The organism is Streptomyces sp. ERV7, from assembly GCF_001653515.1.
GTDB lineage: Bacteria > Actinomycetota > Actinomycetes > Streptomycetales > Streptomycetaceae > Streptomyces.
Window position 1 is genome coordinate 732,710 of sequence record NZ_LYOY01000051.1, and the last position, 17,932, is coordinate 750,641.

26 protein-coding genes and 2 pseudogenes are annotated in these 17,932 nt (G+C 72.9%); 6 read left to right on the top strand and 22 right to left on the bottom strand.

The features are described 5' to 3' along the window. Positions 1-39: 39 nt before the first annotated feature. Together A8W25_RS35155 and A8W25_RS26110 are read right to left on the bottom strand one after the other, a co-directional pair. Positions 40-292: pseudogene (locus A8W25_RS35155) on the bottom strand (class I SAM-dependent methyltransferase); the annotation flags it as partial. Positions 293-650: 358 nt separating this feature from the next. Further along, positions 651-923: a DUF1876 domain-containing protein gene (locus tag A8W25_RS26110; protein ID WP_067165681.1), complete on the bottom strand. Its 273-nt coding sequence runs from the start codon at positions 921-923 to the stop codon at positions 651-653. A gap of 139 nt (positions 924-1,062) precedes the next feature. Here A8W25_RS26110 and A8W25_RS26115 point away from each other — a divergent pair, with 139 nt between their 5' ends. From A8W25_RS26115 to A8W25_RS26125, 3 genes are all read left to right on the top strand, one after another. Next, positions 1,063-1,326, top strand: a complete 264-nt coding sequence (locus A8W25_RS26115; protein WP_067165683.1) for a UBP-type zinc finger domain-containing protein — start codon at positions 1,063-1,065, stop codon at positions 1,324-1,326. Positions 1,327-1,529: 203 nt separating this feature from the next. After that, positions 1,530-2,222 (top strand): IclR family transcriptional regulator, encoded by a 693-nt coding sequence (locus A8W25_RS26120; RefSeq protein WP_067165686.1) that lies wholly within the window; start codon positions 1,530-1,532, stop codon positions 2,220-2,222. A gap of 66 nt (positions 2,223-2,288) precedes the next feature. Next, positions 2,289-2,834 (top strand): GNAT family N-acetyltransferase, encoded by a 546-nt coding sequence (locus A8W25_RS26125; protein WP_067165687.1) that lies wholly within the window; start codon positions 2,289-2,291, stop codon positions 2,832-2,834. Positions 2,835-2,887: 53 nt separating this feature from the next. Here A8W25_RS26125 and A8W25_RS26130 read toward each other — a convergent pair whose 3' ends face one another. Both A8W25_RS26130 and A8W25_RS34150 read right to left on the bottom strand, forming a co-directional pair. Beyond that, positions 2,888-3,646 carry an alpha/beta fold hydrolase gene (locus tag A8W25_RS26130; protein ID WP_067165689.1) on the bottom strand — a complete coding sequence of 253 codons (759 nt, stop codon included), beginning with the start codon at positions 3,644-3,646 and terminating at the stop codon, positions 2,888-2,890. Between the two features lie 34 nt (positions 3,647-3,680). Continuing rightward, entirely contained in the window at positions 3,681-3,839 is a 159-nt protein-coding gene (locus A8W25_RS34150; RefSeq protein WP_158942733.1) for a hypothetical protein, read from the bottom strand. Between the two features lie 180 nt (positions 3,840-4,019). Between A8W25_RS34150 and A8W25_RS26135 the strand changes: the two genes are divergently transcribed. Continuing rightward, the gene (locus tag A8W25_RS26135; RefSeq protein WP_067165691.1) at positions 4,020-4,616 is read left to right on the top strand and encodes a TetR/AcrR family transcriptional regulator; all 597 of its coding nucleotides are present in this window, start codon (positions 4,020-4,022) and stop codon (positions 4,614-4,616) included. On the opposite strand, the gene A8W25_RS26140 is transcribed toward A8W25_RS26135, so the two are convergent. Further along, entirely contained in the window at positions 4,604-5,851 is a 1,248-nt protein-coding gene (locus A8W25_RS26140; protein WP_067165693.1) for an MFS transporter, read from the bottom strand. The genes A8W25_RS26135 and A8W25_RS26140 overlap by 13 nt on opposite strands. A gap of 146 nt (positions 5,852-5,997) precedes the next feature. Here A8W25_RS26140 and A8W25_RS26145 point away from each other — a divergent pair, with 146 nt between their 5' ends. After that, a complete protein-coding gene (locus A8W25_RS26145) occupies positions 5,998-6,963 on the top strand; it encodes an LLM class F420-dependent oxidoreductase (protein WP_067165696.1) in 966 nt (321 codons plus the stop codon). 29 nt (positions 6,964-6,992) lie between these two features. Here the strand turns inward: A8W25_RS26145 and A8W25_RS26150 are convergent, their stop codons facing one another. From A8W25_RS26150 to A8W25_RS34520, 6 genes are read right to left on the bottom strand one after another with little or no spacing between them, the layout of a single operon-like run. Continuing rightward, positions 6,993-8,741, bottom strand: a complete 1,749-nt coding sequence (locus A8W25_RS26150; RefSeq protein ID WP_067165699.1) for a complex I subunit 5 family protein — start codon at positions 8,739-8,741, stop codon at positions 6,993-6,995. Next, positions 8,738-9,085 (bottom strand): sodium:proton antiporter, encoded by a 348-nt coding sequence (locus tag A8W25_RS26155; RefSeq protein ID WP_067165702.1) that lies wholly within the window; start codon positions 9,083-9,085, stop codon positions 8,738-8,740. Before A8W25_RS26155 ends, A8W25_RS26150 begins: the two co-directional genes overlap by 4 nt. 22 nt (positions 9,086-9,107) lie before the next feature. Further along, the gene (locus tag A8W25_RS26160) at positions 9,108-9,866 is read right to left on the bottom strand and encodes an MnhB domain-containing protein (protein WP_067165705.1); all 759 of its coding nucleotides are present in this window, start codon (positions 9,864-9,866) and stop codon (positions 9,108-9,110) included. Continuing rightward, positions 9,863-10,141 carry a Na(+)/H(+) antiporter subunit B gene (locus tag A8W25_RS26165; protein WP_067165708.1) on the bottom strand — a complete coding sequence of 93 codons (279 nt, stop codon included), beginning with the start codon at positions 10,139-10,141 and terminating at the stop codon, positions 9,863-9,865. Before A8W25_RS26165 ends, A8W25_RS26160 begins: the two co-directional genes overlap by 4 nt. Beyond that, positions 10,134-10,592 carry an MrpF/PhaF family protein gene (locus tag A8W25_RS26170; RefSeq protein WP_067165711.1) on the bottom strand — a complete coding sequence of 153 codons (459 nt, stop codon included), beginning with the start codon at positions 10,590-10,592 and terminating at the stop codon, positions 10,134-10,136. Before A8W25_RS26170 ends, A8W25_RS26165 begins: the two co-directional genes overlap by 8 nt. Next, positions 10,589-10,765 (bottom strand): hypothetical protein, encoded by a 177-nt coding sequence (locus A8W25_RS34520; RefSeq protein WP_199831832.1) that lies wholly within the window; start codon positions 10,763-10,765, stop codon positions 10,589-10,591. The genes A8W25_RS26170 and A8W25_RS34520 overlap by 4 nt, the downstream gene beginning before the upstream one ends. 430 nt (positions 10,766-11,195) lie before the next feature. On the opposite strand from A8W25_RS34520, the gene A8W25_RS26175 reads away from it, so the two are divergent. Continuing rightward, the gene (locus A8W25_RS26175) at positions 11,196-12,329 is read left to right on the top strand and encodes an AI-2E family transporter (RefSeq protein ID WP_067165714.1); all 1,134 of its coding nucleotides are present in this window, start codon (positions 11,196-11,198) and stop codon (positions 12,327-12,329) included. A gap of 14 nt (positions 12,330-12,343) precedes the next feature. Here A8W25_RS26175 and A8W25_RS26180 read toward each other — a convergent pair whose 3' ends face one another. The 11 genes and pseudogenes from A8W25_RS26180 to A8W25_RS26230 all read right to left on the bottom strand — a co-directional run bounded on the left by A8W25_RS26180 (position 12,344) and on the right by A8W25_RS26230 (position 17,922). Continuing rightward, complete coding sequence (locus A8W25_RS26180; RefSeq protein WP_324616320.1) at positions 12,344-12,592, bottom strand: DUF5133 domain-containing protein; 249 nt, start codon at positions 12,590-12,592, stop codon at positions 12,344-12,346. Between the two features lie 147 nt (positions 12,593-12,739). After that, on the bottom strand, positions 12,740-12,916 hold the full coding sequence (locus tag A8W25_RS26185) for a CsbD family protein (RefSeq protein ID WP_067167243.1): 177 nt from the start codon (positions 12,914-12,916) through the stop codon (positions 12,740-12,742). 110 nt (positions 12,917-13,026) lie between these two features. After that, complete coding sequence (locus A8W25_RS26190; RefSeq protein WP_067165717.1) at positions 13,027-13,197, bottom strand: hydrophobic protein; 171 nt, start codon at positions 13,195-13,197, stop codon at positions 13,027-13,029. A gap of 101 nt (positions 13,198-13,298) precedes the next feature. After that, positions 13,299-14,278, bottom strand: a pseudogene (locus A8W25_RS26195) (cation diffusion facilitator family transporter). After that, on the bottom strand, positions 14,275-14,595 hold the full coding sequence (locus tag A8W25_RS26200) for a gas vesicle protein K (protein ID WP_067165719.1): 321 nt from the start codon (positions 14,593-14,595) through the stop codon (positions 14,275-14,277). Before A8W25_RS26200 ends, A8W25_RS26195 begins: the two are co-directional and overlap by 4 nt. Beyond that, positions 14,592-14,888, bottom strand: coding sequence for a gas vesicle protein (locus tag A8W25_RS32960; RefSeq protein ID WP_079126395.1), 297 nt, complete (start codon positions 14,886-14,888; stop codon positions 14,592-14,594). Before A8W25_RS32960 ends, A8W25_RS26200 begins: the two co-directional genes overlap by 4 nt. Continuing rightward, positions 14,866-15,666: a GvpL/GvpF family gas vesicle protein gene (locus tag A8W25_RS26210; protein ID WP_067165722.1), complete on the bottom strand. Its 801-nt coding sequence runs from the start codon at positions 15,664-15,666 to the stop codon at positions 14,866-14,868. Before A8W25_RS26210 ends, A8W25_RS32960 begins: the two co-directional genes overlap by 23 nt. After that, entirely contained in the window at positions 15,659-16,030 is a 372-nt protein-coding gene (locus tag A8W25_RS26215; protein WP_079126396.1) for a gas vesicle protein, read from the bottom strand. The genes A8W25_RS26210 and A8W25_RS26215 overlap by 8 nt, the downstream gene beginning before the upstream one ends. Beyond that, entirely contained in the window at positions 16,030-17,142 is a 1,113-nt protein-coding gene (locus tag A8W25_RS26220; RefSeq protein WP_420708519.1) for an SRPBCC family protein, read from the bottom strand. The genes A8W25_RS26215 and A8W25_RS26220 overlap by 1 nt, the downstream gene beginning before the upstream one ends. Continuing rightward, positions 17,135-17,689, bottom strand: a complete 555-nt coding sequence (locus tag A8W25_RS26225) for a hypothetical protein (RefSeq protein WP_067165727.1) — start codon at positions 17,687-17,689, stop codon at positions 17,135-17,137. The genes A8W25_RS26220 and A8W25_RS26225 overlap by 8 nt, the downstream gene beginning before the upstream one ends. Further along, a complete protein-coding gene (locus A8W25_RS26230; RefSeq protein WP_067165729.1) occupies positions 17,686-17,922 on the bottom strand; it encodes a gas vesicle protein GvpG in 237 nt (78 codons plus the stop codon). The genes A8W25_RS26225 and A8W25_RS26230 overlap by 4 nt, the downstream gene beginning before the upstream one ends. Positions 17,923-17,932 lie beyond the last annotated feature (10 nt).

Sequence of the window (17,932 nt, forward strand, 5' to 3'; positions counted from 1 at the left end):
GAAGGGGGCGCGGTGCGTTGCCCGTTCCGGTGTTGCTCGTTACGCCGTGGGCTCGCGCCGGAACAGCGCGGTCCACAGGAACGGCTCGCCGAAGCGCGGGGAGTCGGGAGGCTCGTTGCGCATCCGGCGCAGTTCGACCTCCGCCAGGTCGGAGATGGTGGAAGCAGCCCGAGTCGTGGATCAGGTCGTACGGACCGGCCGGCACCGTCTCGGCGAGCGTGAACGCGTCACCGCAGTGGAACCGGATGTCGGCTCCCGCCTCCCCGGCGCGCTCCTCGGCCCACTCGATGGCCCCCGATGGTGCGGATGTTCCGGTCCATGCGGGCTCCCTTTCCCTGTCCCGTGATCGTAGGGAGGACAGGCGCGAAAGACCAGGTCAGGCTGGGTGCGGGAGGCTCGCGAGCGGCCGCGTGAAGGCCTGGGAGGGCCGCGAAAAGGGTCTCCACCCATGGGTGGGGGACGGACGCTGTCCCGACCCCCGTCCAAGGCCATCAAGAGGGCAGTGCCGAGGGGGTCGGCGAGGGTTTCTCGACAGCGCGAACACGGCCACCCCGCGCGCCTGCCCGGTGGGTGCGGGCGGCCCCGCGACGGACTCCAGCAGCGCGCACGTCACCGTCGCCCGGCGCGAGGACAGGGGGCCGGTAGCGCCGTCAGCGGGTCAGCGGCCGGGACCGGTGCCCCGCTGCCTCGTCGATCTCGATGTGTGCCTTCTGCAACAGCTGGGACGCGAGGTCCATCAGTACCCGGGACCCGGCGATCTCCTCGCCGACCCGCAGCTGCTCGGGGTCCAAGGGGTGGCGCATGGCGTAGCCGTGCCCCTTCAGCTCGGTGCCGTCACCGAGTCTGAGCAGGCCCACCGCGCTGGTGCGGTCACCGACCTCGGAGAATTCCAGCTCGACATGCCACCCGACGAGTGTGGTCATGACGGATCACCTCCAGGGCTCGCCCTTCGTACTCCCAGGGTCCCTCGGCGGCGCCCCGGCCGCGAGACGGTGACGGCGTGCGGCCGCTGCCGGGCGTTCCTACGCTGGGTGGGCAGCAGGCCGCCCCCTGGAGGACGCGATGACCGCCGAGCCCGACCCGCATCTGGCCATGATCCGCGACGTGGAGCCCCGGACTCCGCAGGGCTGCGAGGAATGCCTGCGCCTGGGCTCCCCCTGGGTCCATCTGCGGCTCTGCCTCGTCTGCGGCCACGTCGGCTGCTGCGACTCCTCCCCGCAGCGCCACGCCCGCGCGCACGCCGAGAGCGAGGAGCACCCGATCGTGCGCTCCTTCGAGCCCGGCGAGGACTGGCGCTGGTGCTTCGTCCACGACGCCCTGGTCTGACGCCGGGCGAGGCCCGTAGGCCATCCCACCACCTGAACACCATTGCGCGCCATACCCAACGTTGGGGATGGCGAGCGCCGCCCACGTGGTCCGAGCATGGACGGGAACGACGACCACGGGGGGCGACGGTGGAGTACCACGGACGGAGACCGGCTCGGCACGGCGGAGGCGGTGACGGAGGCGGAGGCGCGGCGGGGCGCGGGGTGCTGGAGGGCGCGTTCTCGTTGCTTGAGGTCCTGGCCCGGCTGGAGGACGGGGGACTGAGCGAGCTGGCGGCCGGTGCGGGACTGCCCAAGACCACCGTGCACCGGATGCTGGACCAGCTCGTGGCGCTGGACGTGGTGGAGCGCCGGTTCGGCCGGTACCGCATGGGGCCGGCGATCGTCCGGCTCGGGCGGGCCTGGAACCCCGACCGGCCGCTGCACACGGCCGCCGCCGGGCCGCTGCGGCATCTCGCCGCGGCCACCCGCGCCAGCGTCAGCGTGTCGGTGGCCGGCACGGGGAGCCCGCTGGTCGTGGCCATGCTGCCGGGCGAAGTGGACGACGTCTTCCCGCTGCGGGTCGGCTCGGTCCTGCCGCCCGGGAGCGCCGCCGAGGTGGTCCTGGCGGCGGCCGCACCGGCCCTGGCGCCGCCGGAGGACCACGGCGCCGCGCGCTGGCGGCGACGGATCGTCGCGGCACGCGAGCACGGCACGGCCGTCGACCACTACGAGGCCGACACCCTGGTGGCCTGTCTGGCGGCGCCCGTCCGCGCTCCGTCGGGAAAGGTCGTCGCCGCGCTCGCGGTGTCCGTCCTCGAACGCGGTCGGCTCGCCGGAGCGGAGGAACCGCTGCGCCGTGCGGCCCGTATGGTCGGCGCGAACCTGGCGCGGATGCCGCAGGCGTGGCAGCGCTGAGGAGCGGTCGAGGTCCGGCCCGGAGCCGAAGCGGGCGTCCGGGCCCCGCCGTGTTTCCATGACGCGGTGAACAGCGAGAACACCGAACTGTCCGGCGCCCGCCCGGCCCCGTACATCCGCCCCCGGGCGGATCACGACCTGGACGCGTGCGTCCACGCGCTCGCCGCCGTCCACGAGCGTGACGGCTACCCGGTCAACTGGCCCGAGCGCCCCGGCGACTGGCTTGCGCAGCCGTCGCCGCTGGCGGCCTGGGTGGCCGAGCTGGACGGCCGCGTCGCCGGCCACATCGGTCTGTCGCCCGGCGGTACGGGGGATGTGGCGCCCGGTCTGTGGAGCGCCCGCGCGGGCGTGGGCCCCGAGGCGACTGCCGTGGTCAGCCGCCTGTTCGTCGCTCCCGAGGCGCGCGGCCACGGGATCGGACGGCTGCTGCTGGCCCGGGCGGTGGACGAGGCCCGGGCCCGCGGTCTGCACCCGGTGCTCGACGTGGTGGCCTCCGACACCGCGGCGACCGCCCTGTACGAGCGGATGGGCTGGGAGCTGCTGGCCGAGGTCGAGCAGGAGTGGGAGCCCCGGCAGACCGTGACGCTGCGCTGCTACGCGGCGGGCGTCTGACGGCGTCGGGGCCCCGGCCGCTCAGAGCGCCGCGTCGGTCCGGCTCGTCCGGTTCAGGAGCTCGTCCGGTTCAGGAAGTCGACGAGCAGCGCGTTCACCTCGTCGGGGCGCTCCAGGTTGGGAAGGTGGCCCGCCCAGGGGAGTTCGAGGTGGCGGGCGTCGGCGAGCACACCGGTGAGGTGGACGGCGATCGCGCGGAAGTCCGCGAAGTCGTGGTCACCGGAGACGAGCAGGGCGGGGGCCTTGATCGTGGCGGGGTCGGTCTCGACCTTGACCTGGCCGAACTCCTCTTCGGCGGCGAGCTGGACGTCGAAGGCGTTGCGCTGCATCCGTCGCACCAGCTCCCGGGTCGCCGAGTCGGCGTCCGGGCCCACCCAGGCGTCCACGTTGAGGTCGGTCGCCCCGGCTATGTCACCGGCCTCGATGAGCGCGTCCTCGCGGTCGCCGAAGGCCATGAGGTCGGCGCTGGGCTCGTGTCCGGCCAGCGCGGTGCACAGCAGCGCCAGGGCGGTGACGCGCTCGGGCCGGCGGGCCGCGATCTCCAGCGCGACCCGGCCGCCACCGGACGACGCGATCAGCGCCGTGCGCTCGATGCCGAGCGTGTCGAGCAGGGCGAGAACGTCCTCAGCGTTGTTGTACGGCCGGTCGGGCATGGGCGATGCGCCGAAGCCCCGGAAGTCGCAGCGCACCACCTGGTAGCCGGCGCCGACGAGCGCGGGCACTTGGGCGTCCCACATCCGCCGGTCGCAGACCGTGGAGTGGAGGAGGATCACTGCCGGGCCGCTTCCGGCCACATCATGGGAAAGAGTCACCGCGCCACCATAGACATCCGGATCGCTCAGCGCATCAGAATTGCCTGGTCACGAGGGAGTCGGAGGGATTCTGCGGCTCTCTGCCGTCGGCTGCCGTCGGCAGGGTGGCGATGGGCCACCAGAAGTCGTCCCGGATGCCGTCCTCGGTGGCTGTGTCGGTCTCCGGCCGTTCGCCGGGCGGGCGTCGAGTCATACGGTCAAGTGTGGTGGATGCGGCGGCTGTTGGGGAGGCGATTTCTAGAACAGTTTTCTACAGATTGCTACGCTAGGGTTGCCGTCATGGCAGACAGCTTCCCGATCGGTGCCCCCTGGGGCGCGCCAGGTGCCCCAGGTCGACGGGCCGGGCACGACAGCCACCGAGCGGGGCTCGGCCATGTCGCCTAGGCAGCAGCGCGGTGAGGCCACCGTCGACCGGCTGCTGACCTCCGCACTGCGGGTGTTCGCCGAGTCGGGCCAGCAGGGATTCACCGTCAGCGCCGTCACCCGCGCCAGCGGGGTCAGCCTCGGCAGCCTCTACCACCACTTCGGCAGCTTCGACGGTCTCGCCGCAGCCCTCTACACCCGGTGCATGGAGCAGCTGTTCGACGAGATGACCGCCGTGCTCACCCGGGCCCGCACCGCCCGTACCGGCATCCGCGCGCTGGTCCAGTGCTATCTGCGCTTCACCGAGGAGCACCCCGACGTGGCGCTCTTCCTGCACGCCTCCGCCTACTCCGGCTATCTCGCCGCCCACGCCGACGAGATCCGCAGGGTCAAGGCGAAGAAGCTGGCCGCCATCGCCGCCTGGCTGGGGCCCCGCGTCGAGGCCGGCGAGATCGCGCCGCTCCCGTCGCCCCTGATCGACGTCCTGATCCTCGGGCCCCCGGCCGAAACCGCACGCCGCTGGCTGTCCAGTACGTACGACATCGACCTCGCCCAGGCCTACCGGATCCTGCCCGACCGCGTCTGGCGCTCGCTTCAGCCGGACTGACCGGAAGTGACCGGGGCGCGGGGCGGGGCGGCGGGGGCCGCTCGGCGTGCGCCCCGGTGTGCCGCGGGCCCCATCGCGTACGACGCCACCAGGATCATCCCGCCGAGCAGCAGCCATCCCGGGCCGCCCCAGTCCACCAGGAGCGCGGTCAGCAGGAGCGGGCCGAGGGTGCGGGCGATGGTCACGCCGGTGCCGAACAGGCCCTGGTACTCGCCGATCCGGTCGGCCGGTGCCAGGTCGAAGCCGATCTGCCAGGAGCCCGCCGAGTGCAGCATCTCGGCGACGACCAGGAGCACCGATCCGGCGACGAGCGCCGCGGCGGCCACCCAGGGTGAGTCGCCCGCGGCCGAGAGCGCGAAGACCGCGCAGGCCGCCAGCATCACCGCGCCGGAACGGCGCACCGCCCGCACGGCGGTCGCAAGTCCCTTGACGGCCCGGGCCGTTCGGACCTGGAAGAGCATCACCGCGCCGGTGTTGAGCACGAACAGCGCCGAGACCAGCCAGGCCGGCGCGGCCGTGCGCTGGGTGATCCACAGCGGAATCCCCAGGCTGAGCAGCGGCATCCGCAGGAGCAGCACGGTGTTGAGGAGGGCGACGATCACATACGGGCGGTCCCCGAGGACCGTCGGCCCGCCGCGCCCCTCGGTGCGCGGCACGGGTGCGACCCGGGGGAGCCGCGCCAGCAGCAGCGCGCAGACCAGGAAGCTCGCCGCGTCCAGGGCGAAGACCGTGAGGTAGGCACCCCTCGTGCCGGAGCGCAGGGCCACGCCGCCGAGCGCCGCACCCACGGCGAGGCCCGCGTTGAGCGTGGCCTGGAGGCGGGCCAGGGTCGCCGTCCGCTCCTTCTCGGGCACCAGCCCGGCAAGCAGCCCCTGACGGGCCGCCGCCAGTCCCGACTGGGCGGTGGCGTAGAGGCAGGCGGCCACGAGGAACGGGACGAAGGAGCGGACGACCAGGAACGACGCCACGGCCGCGCCGGTCGCCAGCGCCAGCAGCACCGCCGTCCCCCGGGGCCCGCGCCGGTCCGCGAGCCGTCCGAGCGGTACGCCCGCGACCGAGCCGACCGCCCAGGCGAGGGTCAGCCCCAGACCGATGCGCGCCGGGGCGAGGCCGACGACGCGGGTGAAGTACAGGGCGGAGGTGACGAGATACGCGCCGTCGCCGACGGAGTTGGTCAGTTGGGCCAGCGCGAGAAGGCGCCGGGGGCCCGCGGGGGACACCGCTCTGGTCGTCATGAGCAGGACACTATGACTCCGGTGGCCCTTCCTTCTGGTCCATTTCGGACGGCTGTGAGTGGGCCATTTCTCGACCTTCGCAGTGCGGACGGCGACCGCGACGGCTCGGGAGGTTTTCGATCCGGGGAGCCAGGTAATCGTCAGTTATGGTGCAAATCGGCTACACGATGATGACCGAGCAGACCGGCCCCCGCGCCCTCGTCTCCGACCTGGTCGCCGCGGAGCGCGCCGGGTTCGACTTCTCCGTCATCTCCGACCACTACTTCCCCTGGCTGGAATCCCAGGGGCACGCGTCCTACGCCTGGAGCGTGCTGGGCGCGGCCGTCCAGGCCACCGAGCGGATCCCGCTGATGACGTATGTGACGTGCCCGACGGTCCGCTACCACCCCGTCGTCGTCGCCCAGAAGGCCGCGACGATGCAACTGCTCTCCCAGGGCAGGTTCCGCCTCGGCCTCGGCTCCGGGGAGAACCTCAACGAGCACGTGGTGGGCGCCGGATGGCCCTCTCCCCAGGTCCGCCTGGACATGCTGGACGAGGCCGTCGACATCATCCGCGCCCTGTTCCAAGGCGGCAACGTCAACCACCAGGGCACCCACTTCGACGTGGCCGACGCCCGGCTGTGGGATCTGCCGGACGAGCCGCCGCCCCTCGGAATCGCCGTCTCGGGCGAGCGCTCCTGCGCGCTGGCGGGCCGGTCCGCCGATCTCGTCATCGCCACCGAGCCCAAGGGTGAGCTGCTCGACTCCTTCGACCGGTACGGCGGCGGCGGAAAGCCGCGGGTGGGCCAGTTGCCGGTCTGCTACGACACCGACCGGGACGCGGCGATCGCCCGCGCCCACGACCAGTTCCGCTGGTTCGGCGGCGGCTGGCCGGTGAACTCGGAGCTCCCGGGCCCGTCCGGCTTCGAGGGCGCCACCCGGTTCGTCACCCCGCAGGACGTGGCCGGGGCCATCCCGTGCGGCGACGGCGTCGACGCCTTCGCCGACGCCGTGCGGCCGTTCGTCGAGGCGGGCTTCACGGAGGTCGCCCTCGTCCAGATCGGCGGCGAGCACCAACTCCCCTTCATCCACTGGGCCGAGACGAAGCTGCTGCCCGCCCTGCGCGAGCTGTGACACCACCTCGGCCTCGCGCCGGCCCGCGGTCAGCCCGTGAGGATGCCCGGCAGCGCGAGCGCGCCGAGCAGGGCGGTGCCGGCCAGGAGCCAGGCGACGTAGTCGCCGATGTGGCCGGAGTGCAGCCGCCGCAGCGGCTGGGTCCAGCGGTACGGTTCGTGGCGCGCCGGGCCGCGTACCGCCGCCGCGGCGAGCCCCGCCGCCAGCGCCGCCGAGGCGAGCCCGAGGAGCAGCCCGGGCGGGGTCCAGTGCGGCGCGTGGTGCCCCTCCACGCCGAACGCCCGGCCCGTCGCGTCCGCCAGAGCAGGCACCAGGCCCGTCGTCAGTGACCCGGCGAGCAGCGCGGCGGGCACCCCGAGCATGGTGGCGGGCACCCGGCCGATGCGGCCCTCGGTCTCCGGCTCCTCGTGCTCGCCGCTCGTCTCGTACGCCGGGTCCCTCAGGGGCGGCCGCCCCAGCCCCAGGAACACCCGCGCGGCCACCCTGAGCACGGCGCCCGCGGTGAGCGCCGAGACGGCGACGAACAGCACGGTGAAGCCGCCGCCCGCCGCCTCCTCGGTCACCGACTTGCCCAGTCCCGTACCGAAGGGCGGCAGCCCCGCCAGGGCCAGTGCCCCCGCCGTGAACAGGGTCGCGACGAGCGGCAACCCGTGGGCACGGCCGTGCAGTTCGTGCTCGTCGACGCTGCCGTAGCGGTCGAGCAGGATGCCGGTGCAGGCGAACAGGGCGGCCTTGGCGCCCGCGTGGCCCAGGACGTACAGCGCCACCCCGCCGGTCGCCTCTGGCCGCAGCAGACCGACGCCGACGAGGAAGAGGCCGGTGTGCGCGACGGTCGAGTAGGCGAGCAGGCGCTTGAGGTGGCGCTGCTGCCAGCACATCACCGCGCCGACCAGCGCGGTCAGCGTGCCCAGGACCACCAGGGCGCGCTCGGCGTCCGGGGCGGGCAGCCCGCCGGGACCCGCGAAGACGGTGGTGTACACCCGCCAGGTGCCGTACACCCCCAGCTCCACCATGACGCCGGACAGCAGCATGCACACCGGCGTCGGCGCGACCGCGTGCGCGTCGGGCAGCCAGAAGTGGAACGGCACGGCCGCCGCCTTGACCAGGAGGCCGGTCAGGACGAGGGCGAACGCGGCCAGGGTCAGTGCGTCGGGGCCGCCGTGCGCGTCCAGTCGCGCCCCGATCTGCCGCATGCCGAGTTCGCCGGTCCGGGCGTAGAGCAGCACGATGCCGGTCAGGGTGGCGTACGCGCCCAGGGAGTTGACCACTCCGAAGGTGAGCGCGCCCTGGACGGCCTTGGCCTCCTCGACGCGGTAGCCGGTCAGCGCGTACGCCACCACGCTCATCAGCTCGAAGAAGACGAAGGCGTTGAAGAGATCCCCGGTGAGGGCGAAGCCGCACATGCCCGCCTGGAAGAGCAGGACGAGTGCGGGGAAGGAGCCCGCGTGCCGCTTCGGCGGCTCGTCGAAGTAGCGCCAGGAGTAGACGAGTACGGCGACGACGAGGACGGAGACCAGGGCGGCGAGCCCGGTGCCGGGGCCGTCCCCGGTCAGGACGATGCCGACGCCCGCCCCGTCCTTCGGGCGCCGGCCGCCGACCCACTCCTCGGCGTCGGGCGAGGAGTGGACGAGCAGGACGAGGGCCAGTGCGGCCGTCGCCGCCGCGGTGCAGGCGCCGACCGACTCGGCGGCGACGCGCGGCAGTCGGCGCCCGGCGGCCACCAGGGCGGCGGCGCCGAGCAGCGGCAGGGCCACGACCAGCGGCAGCAGTTCGTTCATCCGCGCAGCTCGGAGAGCTCGTCGGGGTCCACCGTGCCGTGGCGTTTGGCCACCTGCATCACCAGCGCGAGCAGCAGCGCGGTCACGGTGGCCCCGACCACGACATCGGTCAGGGCCAGCGCCTGCACCACGGGGTCGACGACCGGCCGCGAGCCCGGTTCCAGGTCGGAGTGGACCGGCGCCGTGCCGCCGTCCCGGTAGCCCACGGCGAGCAGCAGGACGTAGGTGGAGGACTGGCAGACCGCCAGACAGCCCACCGCGTGCACCAGATGGCGGCTGGTGGCGAGGCCGTAGCAGCCCGCCAGGAAGATCCAGCCGGCGACCAGGTACGGCAGTACGGACATCACCGCGCGCTCGCGCCCCCGTTCATTCGTCCCGCTCCTTCCCGCTTCCCGGACTCCGCTCGATCTCCACGGCCTGGTCGAGGAAGCGGGCGAGCAGCACCACCACCGCGCAGCCCACCTCCATACCGACCGCCGCGTTGAGCAGCGGTACGGTGCCGCCCGACGCCAGGGTGTTGAACGTGCCGTACGGCAGCAGGGTGTTGGCGAGGAACGCCGAGCCGCCGACGAGGCCCGCGACACCGAGGACGAGATACGCCGCCTCGCCCGCCGCGTCCCCGACCTCGTACCGGCCGACCGGCCGGATCCGCTCCAGGGCGCGGTAGTCCGCCCCGATGTAGAGCAGGTGCAGTGCGGTCGCCACGACGACGCCGCCCTGGAAGCCGCCGCCGGGGCTCAGCTGTCCGTGCGCGATGAGGTAGAGCCCGGTGACCAGCGCGACCGGCAGCAGGACCAGCGCATAGCGGCGGACGGGAGTGGCGACCCTCGCGGGCGCGGGGCGCACCTGGCGCTCGTCGCGGGTCTGGCGCAGCAGGACGACGGTCCCGAGCACCGCGGCGAACAGGATGGTCTCCTCGCCCAGGGTGTCGAAGGCCCGCTGGTCGAAGTTGACGGACGCGATGGTGTTGGAGGTGTGGCGGGCGAGGGAGGCCTCGACGGCGCGGTCCCCGTACGGGTGGACGTCGCCGCCGAAGCCCGGCAGCCGCAGATACGCGGCCGCCAGCAGCGCGGCCACGCCGAGACCGCCCAGGGCCAGCACCCACAGCCGCAGCCGCCGGCTCACCGGCCGCCGTCCCCTTCTCGGCCGGCGTTCCCTTCCCTGCCCCGGCGCCGGACCTTGCGTACCGACAGGAGGATCAGCAGCGGGGTGAGCGCGGAGCCGACCGCGAGCTGGGACAGGGCCACGTCCGGTGCCTGCAGGACGGTGAACAGGACCGCCAGGGCGAGCCCGAGCACCGCGAGCACCAGCGCCTGACGGGCCGGGTCGCGGACCGCCACCGCGGCCGTCGCCGACACCGCGACGAGCAGGAGGGCGAGGACGGTGAGCACATCAGCCATGGGACACCTCCGCGCCCCGGTAGCCGCCCGACACCGCCCGCGACGCGATGACGTTCCCGGCGACCAGGAGCGCCCCGGTCGCCAGCAGTTTCACCATGGCCCGGCCGGGTCCGGCGGCCGTGCACACCGCCGTGACCACGGCCGTGGTGGCGAGGGCGGCCGCCGCGGTCAGCGCGTCGGTGTGCGGCCCAGTGGAGGAGAGGTCGTCGGCGAGCAGCCGTGCGTACACCAGCGTGCCGACCGGGCCCAGCACCGCGAGCACCAGGGACAGATCGGTGTACGACGGGCGCTGGTAGCCCTGGGCGAGCAGCAGCATGACCAGGCACACCGCCGACGTGCCGAAGTTCTGGGCGACGACCCGGCGTCCCACCGGACCGGTCGCGACGCCCCACACCACCGGCCCGAAACCCACCGCGAGCAGGACGGTCGCGGCCCACAGCCACCCGTTCACCGCTCGCTCATCGCCCGCCGGGCCGCACAGGCGGCGAACGCCCCCAGCAGGGCGCACCCGGCCCCGACGAGCCCCTCCAGGGCGTCCACCGTACTGATGAACACCAGCCACGCGGCCATCAGCACGAGCCACCACGCGAGGAGTTCGGCGGTCACGGCCGCCGCTCGACCCATCCGTACATCACCTCGAAGCGCTCAGAAGCCGGTGGGCGCACCCGGAACGGGGGCGTACCCGCGTCGCATGGAGTGCGCTCATGAAAGCACTGCGGGCGCGTGGGCCGACGACGGCGCGCGGCGCCACCGCGGCACACCGCGCACCTGGCCGCCCGGGCCCCTCCGGGCGAGCGGGTACCCGGCGGCCGCGACGGCAATCCCCGGACGGCGGGACCGCTGTTTCGCCAGGACCGGGAGGGGCACCCGGCGCCACGACACCCCGGGGCCCGGCGGGCGCCAGCGCGCCCCGAGCCCCGTACGGCCCATGTGGCCGGATGCCCGGCGGTCGGAGATGCTCGGTCCAGAGAGGGCGGCCGGGGCCGCGACCGCACGCGGTGCGACGGGAAGGGAGCGCACGCCATGCAGGTGGCATTGACCCCGTGGGTGCGCGATGACGTCCACCGGGCCTGACGGCGACGACGGCCGCGAGCCGGAGCGGGCGGCCGAAGCGGGGCCGCGGCCGACGGGCATCCGTGCCCGGGGCGTCAGCGGGAAGGGCGTGGGCGGCCGCTCCTGGTTCGCCGTCGGCTTCTCGCTGGGCCTGGGCGCGACGCTGGCGTGGCTGACGGTGCGGACCGTGCTTGAGGTCGGCAGCCTGCTCACCCTGCTGCTGCTCGCGGTGTTCCTCGCGCTCGCCCTCGAACCCGTCGTCGTCTGGCTGACCCGCCACCGGATGGGGCGCGGCTGGGCCGTCGCGGTGGTCCTGGTGCTGCTGCTCGCGCTGTTCGCGGGGTTCCTGGCCCTGGTCGTACCGCCGGCGGCCGATGAGATCAACGCGCTGGTGAAGGCCGTTCCCGGCTGGCTGCGGGACCTGCACGACCACAACTCGACGCTGGGCCGGTTCGAGGACCGCTACCACCTGGTGGAGAAGGCCAAGCAGCAGTTCTCCTCCGGTGGGGCGGCCGGGCTCGCCGGCGGGCTGCTCGGCGCGGGGAAGTTCGTGGTCGGCGCGGTCACCTCGGCCGCCATCGTCATCGTGGTGACGGTGTACGTGATGGCTTTCCTGCCCGCGCTCAAAGGGTTCTGCCTCCACTTCGTGGCGTCCCGCAAACGCCCGCACGCCCAGGAGGTCACCGAGGAGATCCTCAACCGGGTGGGGCGCTACATGCTCGGCAACGTGGCCACCTCGGTCATCGCCGGTGCGGCCACCTTCGTCTGGTGCGCGGTCACCGGCGTCCCCTACCCCGCGGCCCTGGGCGTCTTCATCGCCCTGATGGACCTGATCCCCATCGTCGGCACCACCATCGGCGGCGTCGTCGTCAGCCTGGTGGCCCTGTCGGTGTCGCTGCCGGTCGCCCTGGCCACCGCGGGCTTCTACGTCGGTTTCCGGCTGGCCGAGGACTATCTGATCGTGCCCCGGGTCATGAGGTTCGCCGTCGACGTCCACCCGCTGGTCACGGTCGTGGGCGTACTGATCGGCGGGGCACTGCTGGGTGTCGTGGGCGCCCTGGTCGCCATTCCGGCCGCCGTCGCCATCGGTATCGTCCTGGACGAGCACGTCTTCTCCAGGACGGACGCGTCCTGACGCGACCCGTACACCTAGGCGGAGGGCGGGGGAGCGGCCGGGGCGAGCCGGTGCGCCGGGCGGTTGCGGCTGAGATACCGCTCGGCGGCGTGCACGGCCTCGCGCGCGGTGCGCTCACCCATGAGCACGCAGAGCGTGTAGGCGCTGTCCTCGAAGAGTCGGCGCAGGGCGGGCTCGTGGGGCTGTGCCAGGACCGCGCGTTCGTGCGCCCGATAGTGCGAGAGCAGCCGCGCGAGAGTCTCCTTGTCGGGCAGCAGCATCATGTCCTCCTGAACCTGGGGCGGGCCCAGCCCACCCATCCTGACCGGGTCCGGGGGCCTGCGCGAGCCGTAGGACTGCGCTCCGTGACGGCCCATGGCTGCGGGGCCCCGCGCAGTCGCTCCGCGGGGCCCCGCAGCGCAGGGGGCCGACTACTTCCTGAAGGCGTCCTTGGCCTTCTCCTTGGCCTGCCGGAGATCGCCCTTGGCCTTCTCGGCGCGGCCTTCGGCCGTCTTGCTCTCATTGCCCACCGCGCGGGCCAGGGTCTCCTTGGCCTTTCCCTTGGCCTGCTCGGCCTTCGCCTTGGCCTTCTCATTCTTCGCGGTCACGGTACTCACACCCTGATCTCTTGTGAATTCGGTGGTCACGTCCGAGTTTGACCGTTCAGTGGAATCTCAAACGTGTACCTCGCACGCCGGGAATTTCTCCGTCACCGAATTCACCACCGGTACCAGCGGCCTCGCCGTCCGCTACCGGCGGCGGGACGTGCGACGAAACCCACGAGCCACAGGACCAGTACGACAACGGCGACCCACCACAGCACCTGGAGCGCGAATCCCGCGCCGAAGAGAAGCAGTGCGAGCAGCAGAACGACAAGCAGGGGAACCATGCTATGCACCTCCTGGAAATCGAGTGCCCCTGCCGGGCCGTGTCATGCGCGGCGAATTCCGGACAGGAGCTTTTCCCTGGAAATCCGGGGGAGACTTGTTTTCAGGAAGGGCGGTTTCCGCGCGTACGGGCCCCGGCCGTGGCCGCATCCGTCACGTCGAGGAAAACCTGGTCGGCGTCGGGCCAGATGGTGGCCACCGAGTCCTTGATGCGCTCGCAGGACAGTTCGATCTGCTCGCTCTCCAGGCCCGGCACCAGGTCGACTCGGGCCGCGACCAGCGCGGAGTCGGTGCCGAGCCGCATGGTGAGCACCGCCTCCACACTGTCGATCTCCGGCTGGGCGTCGAGCAGGGACCTGATGCGGTCGCGCATCTCGGGGTCGACGGCCTCCCCGATGAGCTGGTCGCGGGCGTCCTTGCCGAGCCGGTACGCCACGTACCCGAGGAGCACACCGATGGCCAGCGAGGCCGAGCCCTCCCACACCGGCTGACCGGTCGTCATGTGCAGGGCCATCCCGGCGATCGCCAGCGCGACACCGAGCACGGCCGTCCCGTCCTCCGCCACCACGGTGCGCAGCGCGGGATCGCGCCCGATGCCGCCCGGCTGTCCGCGCACCTGGTGCAGGGCCCGCAGCAGCGACGCGCCCTCGGCGAGGAAGGCGACCGCGAGGACGGCGAGCCGGCGACGTAGCCGGAGTGCGACTCGTGCGCGCCCGAGCGCAGCGCCTCGATGCCCTGGAAGACGGAGAAGCAGCCGCCCATCACGAAGATGCCCACCGCCGCGAGCAGGGACCAGAAGAAGCGCTCCTTGCCGTAGCCGAAGGGGTGGCGGCGATCCGGCGGGCGGCGGCTGCGGCGCAGCGCGGCCAGCAGGAAGACCTCGTTGAAGCTGTCCGCGACGGAGTGGGCCGCCTCGGAGAGCAGCGCCGGCGAACCGGCGAAGGCGCCGCCGACCGCCTTGGCCACGGCGATGAGCAGATTGGCGCCGAGCGCGACGAGGACGGTGAGCCGGGTACCGGTGTCCTTGCCGCCGTCCTTGCCGGCGCCCGCCCCGGACGCCTTGCTGTCGCTGTTCCGGCTCACCGTCCGCGCTCCTCACCGGGTCCGTCGCCGCCGGAGGCCTCCACGGGCAGCAGCGGGCCGAGCGGTCCGAGGTCGAGGTTGAGATCCTCCGGACGCAGCCCGAACTTCGACCTGAGCTCGCCCATCCGGTCCTCAAGGAGCATCAGGGTGAGTCCGATCCGCTCCTCCTGTTCGTCCGTGAGCTCGCCGGTCTCGACGCGGCGCAGGGCTTGACGTTCCATCAGCTGCCGGAGGAGCTCGACCACCGTCAGGACCAGCCGCGCCAGATCGCGCTCCACCGTGTCGGCGTCGAGCTCCACGCGCCGCCGCCCGCTCATGGGCCCTCCCCGAAGCCGGAGGGGCCGTACGGGTCCGCACCCGTCGGCAGCGCGGGCGCGTCGTTCTCGTAGGCGTTCTCGTAGGCGTTCTCATAGGCGCTCTCGAACGGTGAGGGGACCTCCGCGCTCACCGAGCTGACCAGCGCGTTGAGGTCGATCCGGACCAGGTCCACGTCCGCGATGCGCAGGGTGAGGTCGCCGGCGAGGACCACGCCTCCCGCCAGGAGCCGGTCGAGCAGATCGACGAGGGCTATCCGCCGCTCGGCGTGCTCAGCGGATGCCGTCGGGGCCATCGGCTCCTCCTCCGTCCGCGTCCGCGGTGCCCGCGAAGGAGTACGGGGCCCAGGGCCCGGTCACCTCGACGCGCACCCCCGCCACCTGCGCACCGTGCCGCTCCACCAGGGCGACGAACTCCGCGCTGCGCTCACGCGGCACCAGATAGGCGGCGTTGAGCACGTTCTCGCCGGGCTGCCCGGAGACGCGGGCGTTCTGCGGCCGGTGCAGCCGCTCCGCCTCGGCCTGCCCGGACAGCTCCCGGTGCAGAGTGCGGGAGAGGGCGCCCGCCTCGCGCCAGGTGTCCTCCCGGGCCCGGCGCTGCCCCAGCCTGCGGCGCAGATACTCCCGCCCGGTCGCGGGCTTGGCTCCCGGCGCCGTCGCGGGCTCTGGACTCCCGGCCTCCGCGTACACCTTGACCCCCCATTCGACCCGCCCGTCCAGCCGCTCCAGGGCCGCGACGAACCGGTCGCGCCCGGAGTCGAGCAGCCGGCGCACCCCGCTCTCCTCCCGGCACACCGTGGCGAGCCGCAGCGGAACCGCGCAGGTCACCGAGGAGAGCGCGGCCACCACGGACTGATGGGCGCGGGCGGTGGCGGACAGCCAGTCCAGGTCCTCCAGCCGGGCGCGGAGCGGGGCGGCGTCGAAGTCCGCGGCGGGGACCGGGCTCGCGGCGGCGCACAGTCCGCCATGGCCGATCAGCCGGGGCGGCTCGCCGTCCAGTCCGCGCACTCCGTCGGGCAGCGCCTCCTCGAAGGGCCGCACGACCGCGTAGACATACCACAGTGCCTCATTCATCCCGTGCCACCTCCGCCCGGGCGCCGCGGGAACCGTCATGGCGGCGGGAGTCGTCGTGACGGCTTTCCAGTTCGGCTACGCGGGCCTGCAACTGCTCGTTCTCCCGGGCGAGTTCACGGCGGCGGGCGGCGCCGGAGAGCGCCGGGTCGTCCTCCCACCAGTCGATGCCCATTTCCTTCGCCTTGTCCAGGGAAGCGACGATGAGGCGGAGTTTGATGGTGAGCAGTTCGATGTCGAGGAGATTGATGCGGATGTCCCCGGCTATGACGATTCCCTTGTCGAGGACGCGTTCGAGGATATCGGCGAGATTCGCGCTGCCGCCGTCCGACGCATACGGATCGGAGAGCCGTCCCGGGGTCGTCATCAGCGCCTCCGCGAGCCGGACTTGGCGCGCCGGCGCCCGGATTCCCCGGGCTCGGGCTCTTCGGCCATGTCCTCTTCCCATTCGTCGTCGTATGCGACGGCGTCGGAGTCCTCGGGAGCCTCCTCGTGAGCGTCCTCGGGAAGCTCCTCGTCCTCCTCCGGCTCCTCCTCGTACTCGCCCTCCAGCGGCTCCTCGTCCTCATAGGCCTCCTCATAGGTGTCCTGGGAAGCCTTCTCGCTCTCGGCGTCCTCGTCGCGGGCCCTCTCCTCGCGCGCCAGTGCGTCCTCGTGGCTGAGGACGACCTCGCCGTCGCGGATCTCGCCGCGCCAGCCGTCCGGGGCCTCGCCGCGCAGGGCGATGTGGCGGGCGAAGTTCTTCAGGTCGAGCCGGGTGCGGCGGCCCTGGGCGCGCCAGATGTTGCCGGTCCGCTCGAACAGGCCCTTGGGGTAGTACTCGACCACCAGCAGCACCCGGGTCAGGGAGGCGCCCAGCGGGTGGAAGGTGACCACGCCCTTGGTGGTGCCCTTGGCGCCCTCCGAGGTCCATGCGATACGCGCGTCGGGGACCTGCTCGGTGGTGTGCGCCTTCCAGCTGCGGCTCGACCAGAAGACCTTCAGCTTCCAGTCGGAGCTCGCGTCGTCCGCGCTGTTCGCGCTGCGCACGCCCTTGGTGAAATGGGAGAACTCCTGGTACTGGGTCCACTGGTCGTAGGCGTCGCGGACCGGTACGCCGACGTCCACCGACTCCATGATGACGGTGGGCTTGCGCCCGCCGCCGCCCTTGCCGCGCTTGCCGCCCAGGTTCTTGAGGGCGTCGGTGACGTTCTCCTTGAGGTGGCCGGCACCCAGCTCCAGGGCGGTGCGCACCGGCCCCTTGCCCTCGGTGAGCTTGCGGCCGCCCTTCAGCGCCAGCGCGGAGAACCCGGGGCTGCGCCCCTCGGCGATGTCGTTCAGCTTCACCGTGGACTCACCGAGTTTGCGCCCCACCCCGGTCAGCGCCCGCTCCAACTGGGCGAGCGCGAGGGCCTGGAGCTCGGACTTGAGGCGGTCCGTGACCGCGCTGTCGACCAGACCCGTCGCCTTCTTGGTGTCCGTCGCGTCCGGCTCAGTCACGGGAGCGGCCCCCCTTCGCATCGGTGCGCTCCGAGGAGCGGCTCCTGGTGCCCGTGACCCGGCGCGCGGCGGTCTTCTTCGCGGTGGTGGCACGGCGTACCGGCTCGGACTTCTTCGCCGACTCCGCCTTCTTCGCGGGCGCGGAGCGCTTCGCCCTCGCGGCCGCCTTCCTGGCGGGGGCCGTGGCCTTCTCGGCCTTCTCGGCCCCGCTCCCGGCGTCCGGCACCACCCCGGCGATACGGTCCTGGACATCCAGGGTGCGGTCGTGCAGCCGGTCCGCGATCCCTTCGAGCTGCCGGTTGACCAGGGCGCCGGTCGCCGCCTTGCCCACCCCGCGCAGATCCTCGCGCAGCTGGTCGCCGATCTCCTTGAACTGGGGGTTGTGCTCCAGTTGCCCGGCCGCGAACTCCGCGAGCGCCCCGGGGCTGAGTGTGAGCCGTTTGCCGAGCACCATGGTGGCGATGCCGAACGCGAGCTTGGCCTTCTTGGTGCGACCGAGCACATAGCCCGCGCCTACCGCGAGCCCTATCGCCAGTCGGTTGTTCATCGTGAGGGATTCCTGTTCTCCAGCCGGTCGAGGAGCTCGTCCTCGCGGCGGTCGAACTCGGCCTCGTCGATCTCGCCCGCCAGCAACCGCTGTTCCAGCAGGGCGAGTTCGTCACGTATGGCCGAGGGGTCGTAGTACTGCTGCTCCGCCTGCGCCACCACCTGCTCCAGCACCCAGAAGGTGCCGCGCACAGGTGCCGCGGGAAGCAGCAGCAGTTCTTTGAGCAGGCCCACGCGGGAGCCT

Coding starts and splice junctions, on each gene's coding strand:
- A8W25_RS26135 (WP_067165691.1), top strand. CDS start 4,020: ATGTCGCCTAGGCAGCAGCGCGGTGAGGCCACCGTCGACCGGCTGCTG.
- A8W25_RS26155 (WP_067165702.1), bottom strand. CDS start 9,085: ATGTCCGTACTGCCGTACCTGGTCGCCGGCTGGATCTTCCTGGCGGGC.
- A8W25_RS26145 (WP_067165696.1), top strand. CDS start 5,998: ATGGTGCAAATCGGCTACACGATGATGACCGAGCAGACCGGCCCCCGC.
- A8W25_RS26150 (WP_067165699.1), bottom strand. CDS start 8,741: ATGAACGAACTGCTGCCGCTGGTCGTGGCCCTGCCGCTGCTCGGCGCC.
- A8W25_RS26180 (WP_324616320.1), bottom strand. CDS start 12,592: ATGATGCTGCTGCCCGACAAGGAGACTCTCGCGCGGCTGCTCTCGCAC.
- A8W25_RS34520 (WP_199831832.1), bottom strand. CDS start 10,765: ATGGGTCGAGCGGCGGCCGTGACCGCCGAACTCCTCGCGTGGTGGCTC.
- A8W25_RS26175 (WP_067165714.1), top strand. CDS start 11,196: ATGACGTCCACCGGGCCTGACGGCGACGACGGCCGCGAGCCGGAGCGG.
- A8W25_RS32960 (WP_079126395.1), bottom strand. CDS start 14,888: ATGGCCCCGACGGCATCCGCTGAGCACGCCGAGCGGCGGATAGCCCTC.
- A8W25_RS26190 (WP_067165717.1), bottom strand. CDS start 13,197: ATGGTTCCCCTGCTTGTCGTTCTGCTGCTCGCACTGCTTCTCTTCGGC.
- A8W25_RS26115 (WP_067165683.1), top strand. CDS start 1,063: ATGACCGCCGAGCCCGACCCGCATCTGGCCATGATCCGCGACGTGGAG.
- A8W25_RS26225 (WP_067165727.1), bottom strand. CDS start 17,689: ATGAACAACCGACTGGCGATAGGGCTCGCGGTAGGCGCGGGCTATGTG.
- A8W25_RS26140 (WP_067165693.1), bottom strand. CDS start 5,851: ATGACGACCAGAGCGGTGTCCCCCGCGGGCCCCCGGCGCCTTCTCGCG.
- A8W25_RS26110 (WP_067165681.1), bottom strand. CDS start 923: ATGACCACACTCGTCGGGTGGCATGTCGAGCTGGAATTCTCCGAGGTC.
- A8W25_RS26200 (WP_067165719.1), bottom strand. CDS start 14,595: ATGAGCGGGCGGCGGCGCGTGGAGCTCGACGCCGACACGGTGGAGCGC.
- A8W25_RS26215 (WP_079126396.1), bottom strand. CDS start 16,030: ATGACGACCCCGGGACGGCTCTCCGATCCGTATGCGTCGGACGGCGGC.
- A8W25_RS26165 (WP_067165708.1), bottom strand. CDS start 10,141: ATGGCTGATGTGCTCACCGTCCTCGCCCTCCTGCTCGTCGCGGTGTCG.
- A8W25_RS26210 (WP_067165722.1), bottom strand. CDS start 15,666: ATGAATGAGGCACTGTGGTATGTCTACGCGGTCGTGCGGCCCTTCGAG.
- A8W25_RS34150 (WP_158942733.1), bottom strand. CDS start 3,839: ATGACTCGACGCCCGCCCGGCGAACGGCCGGAGACCGACACAGCCACC.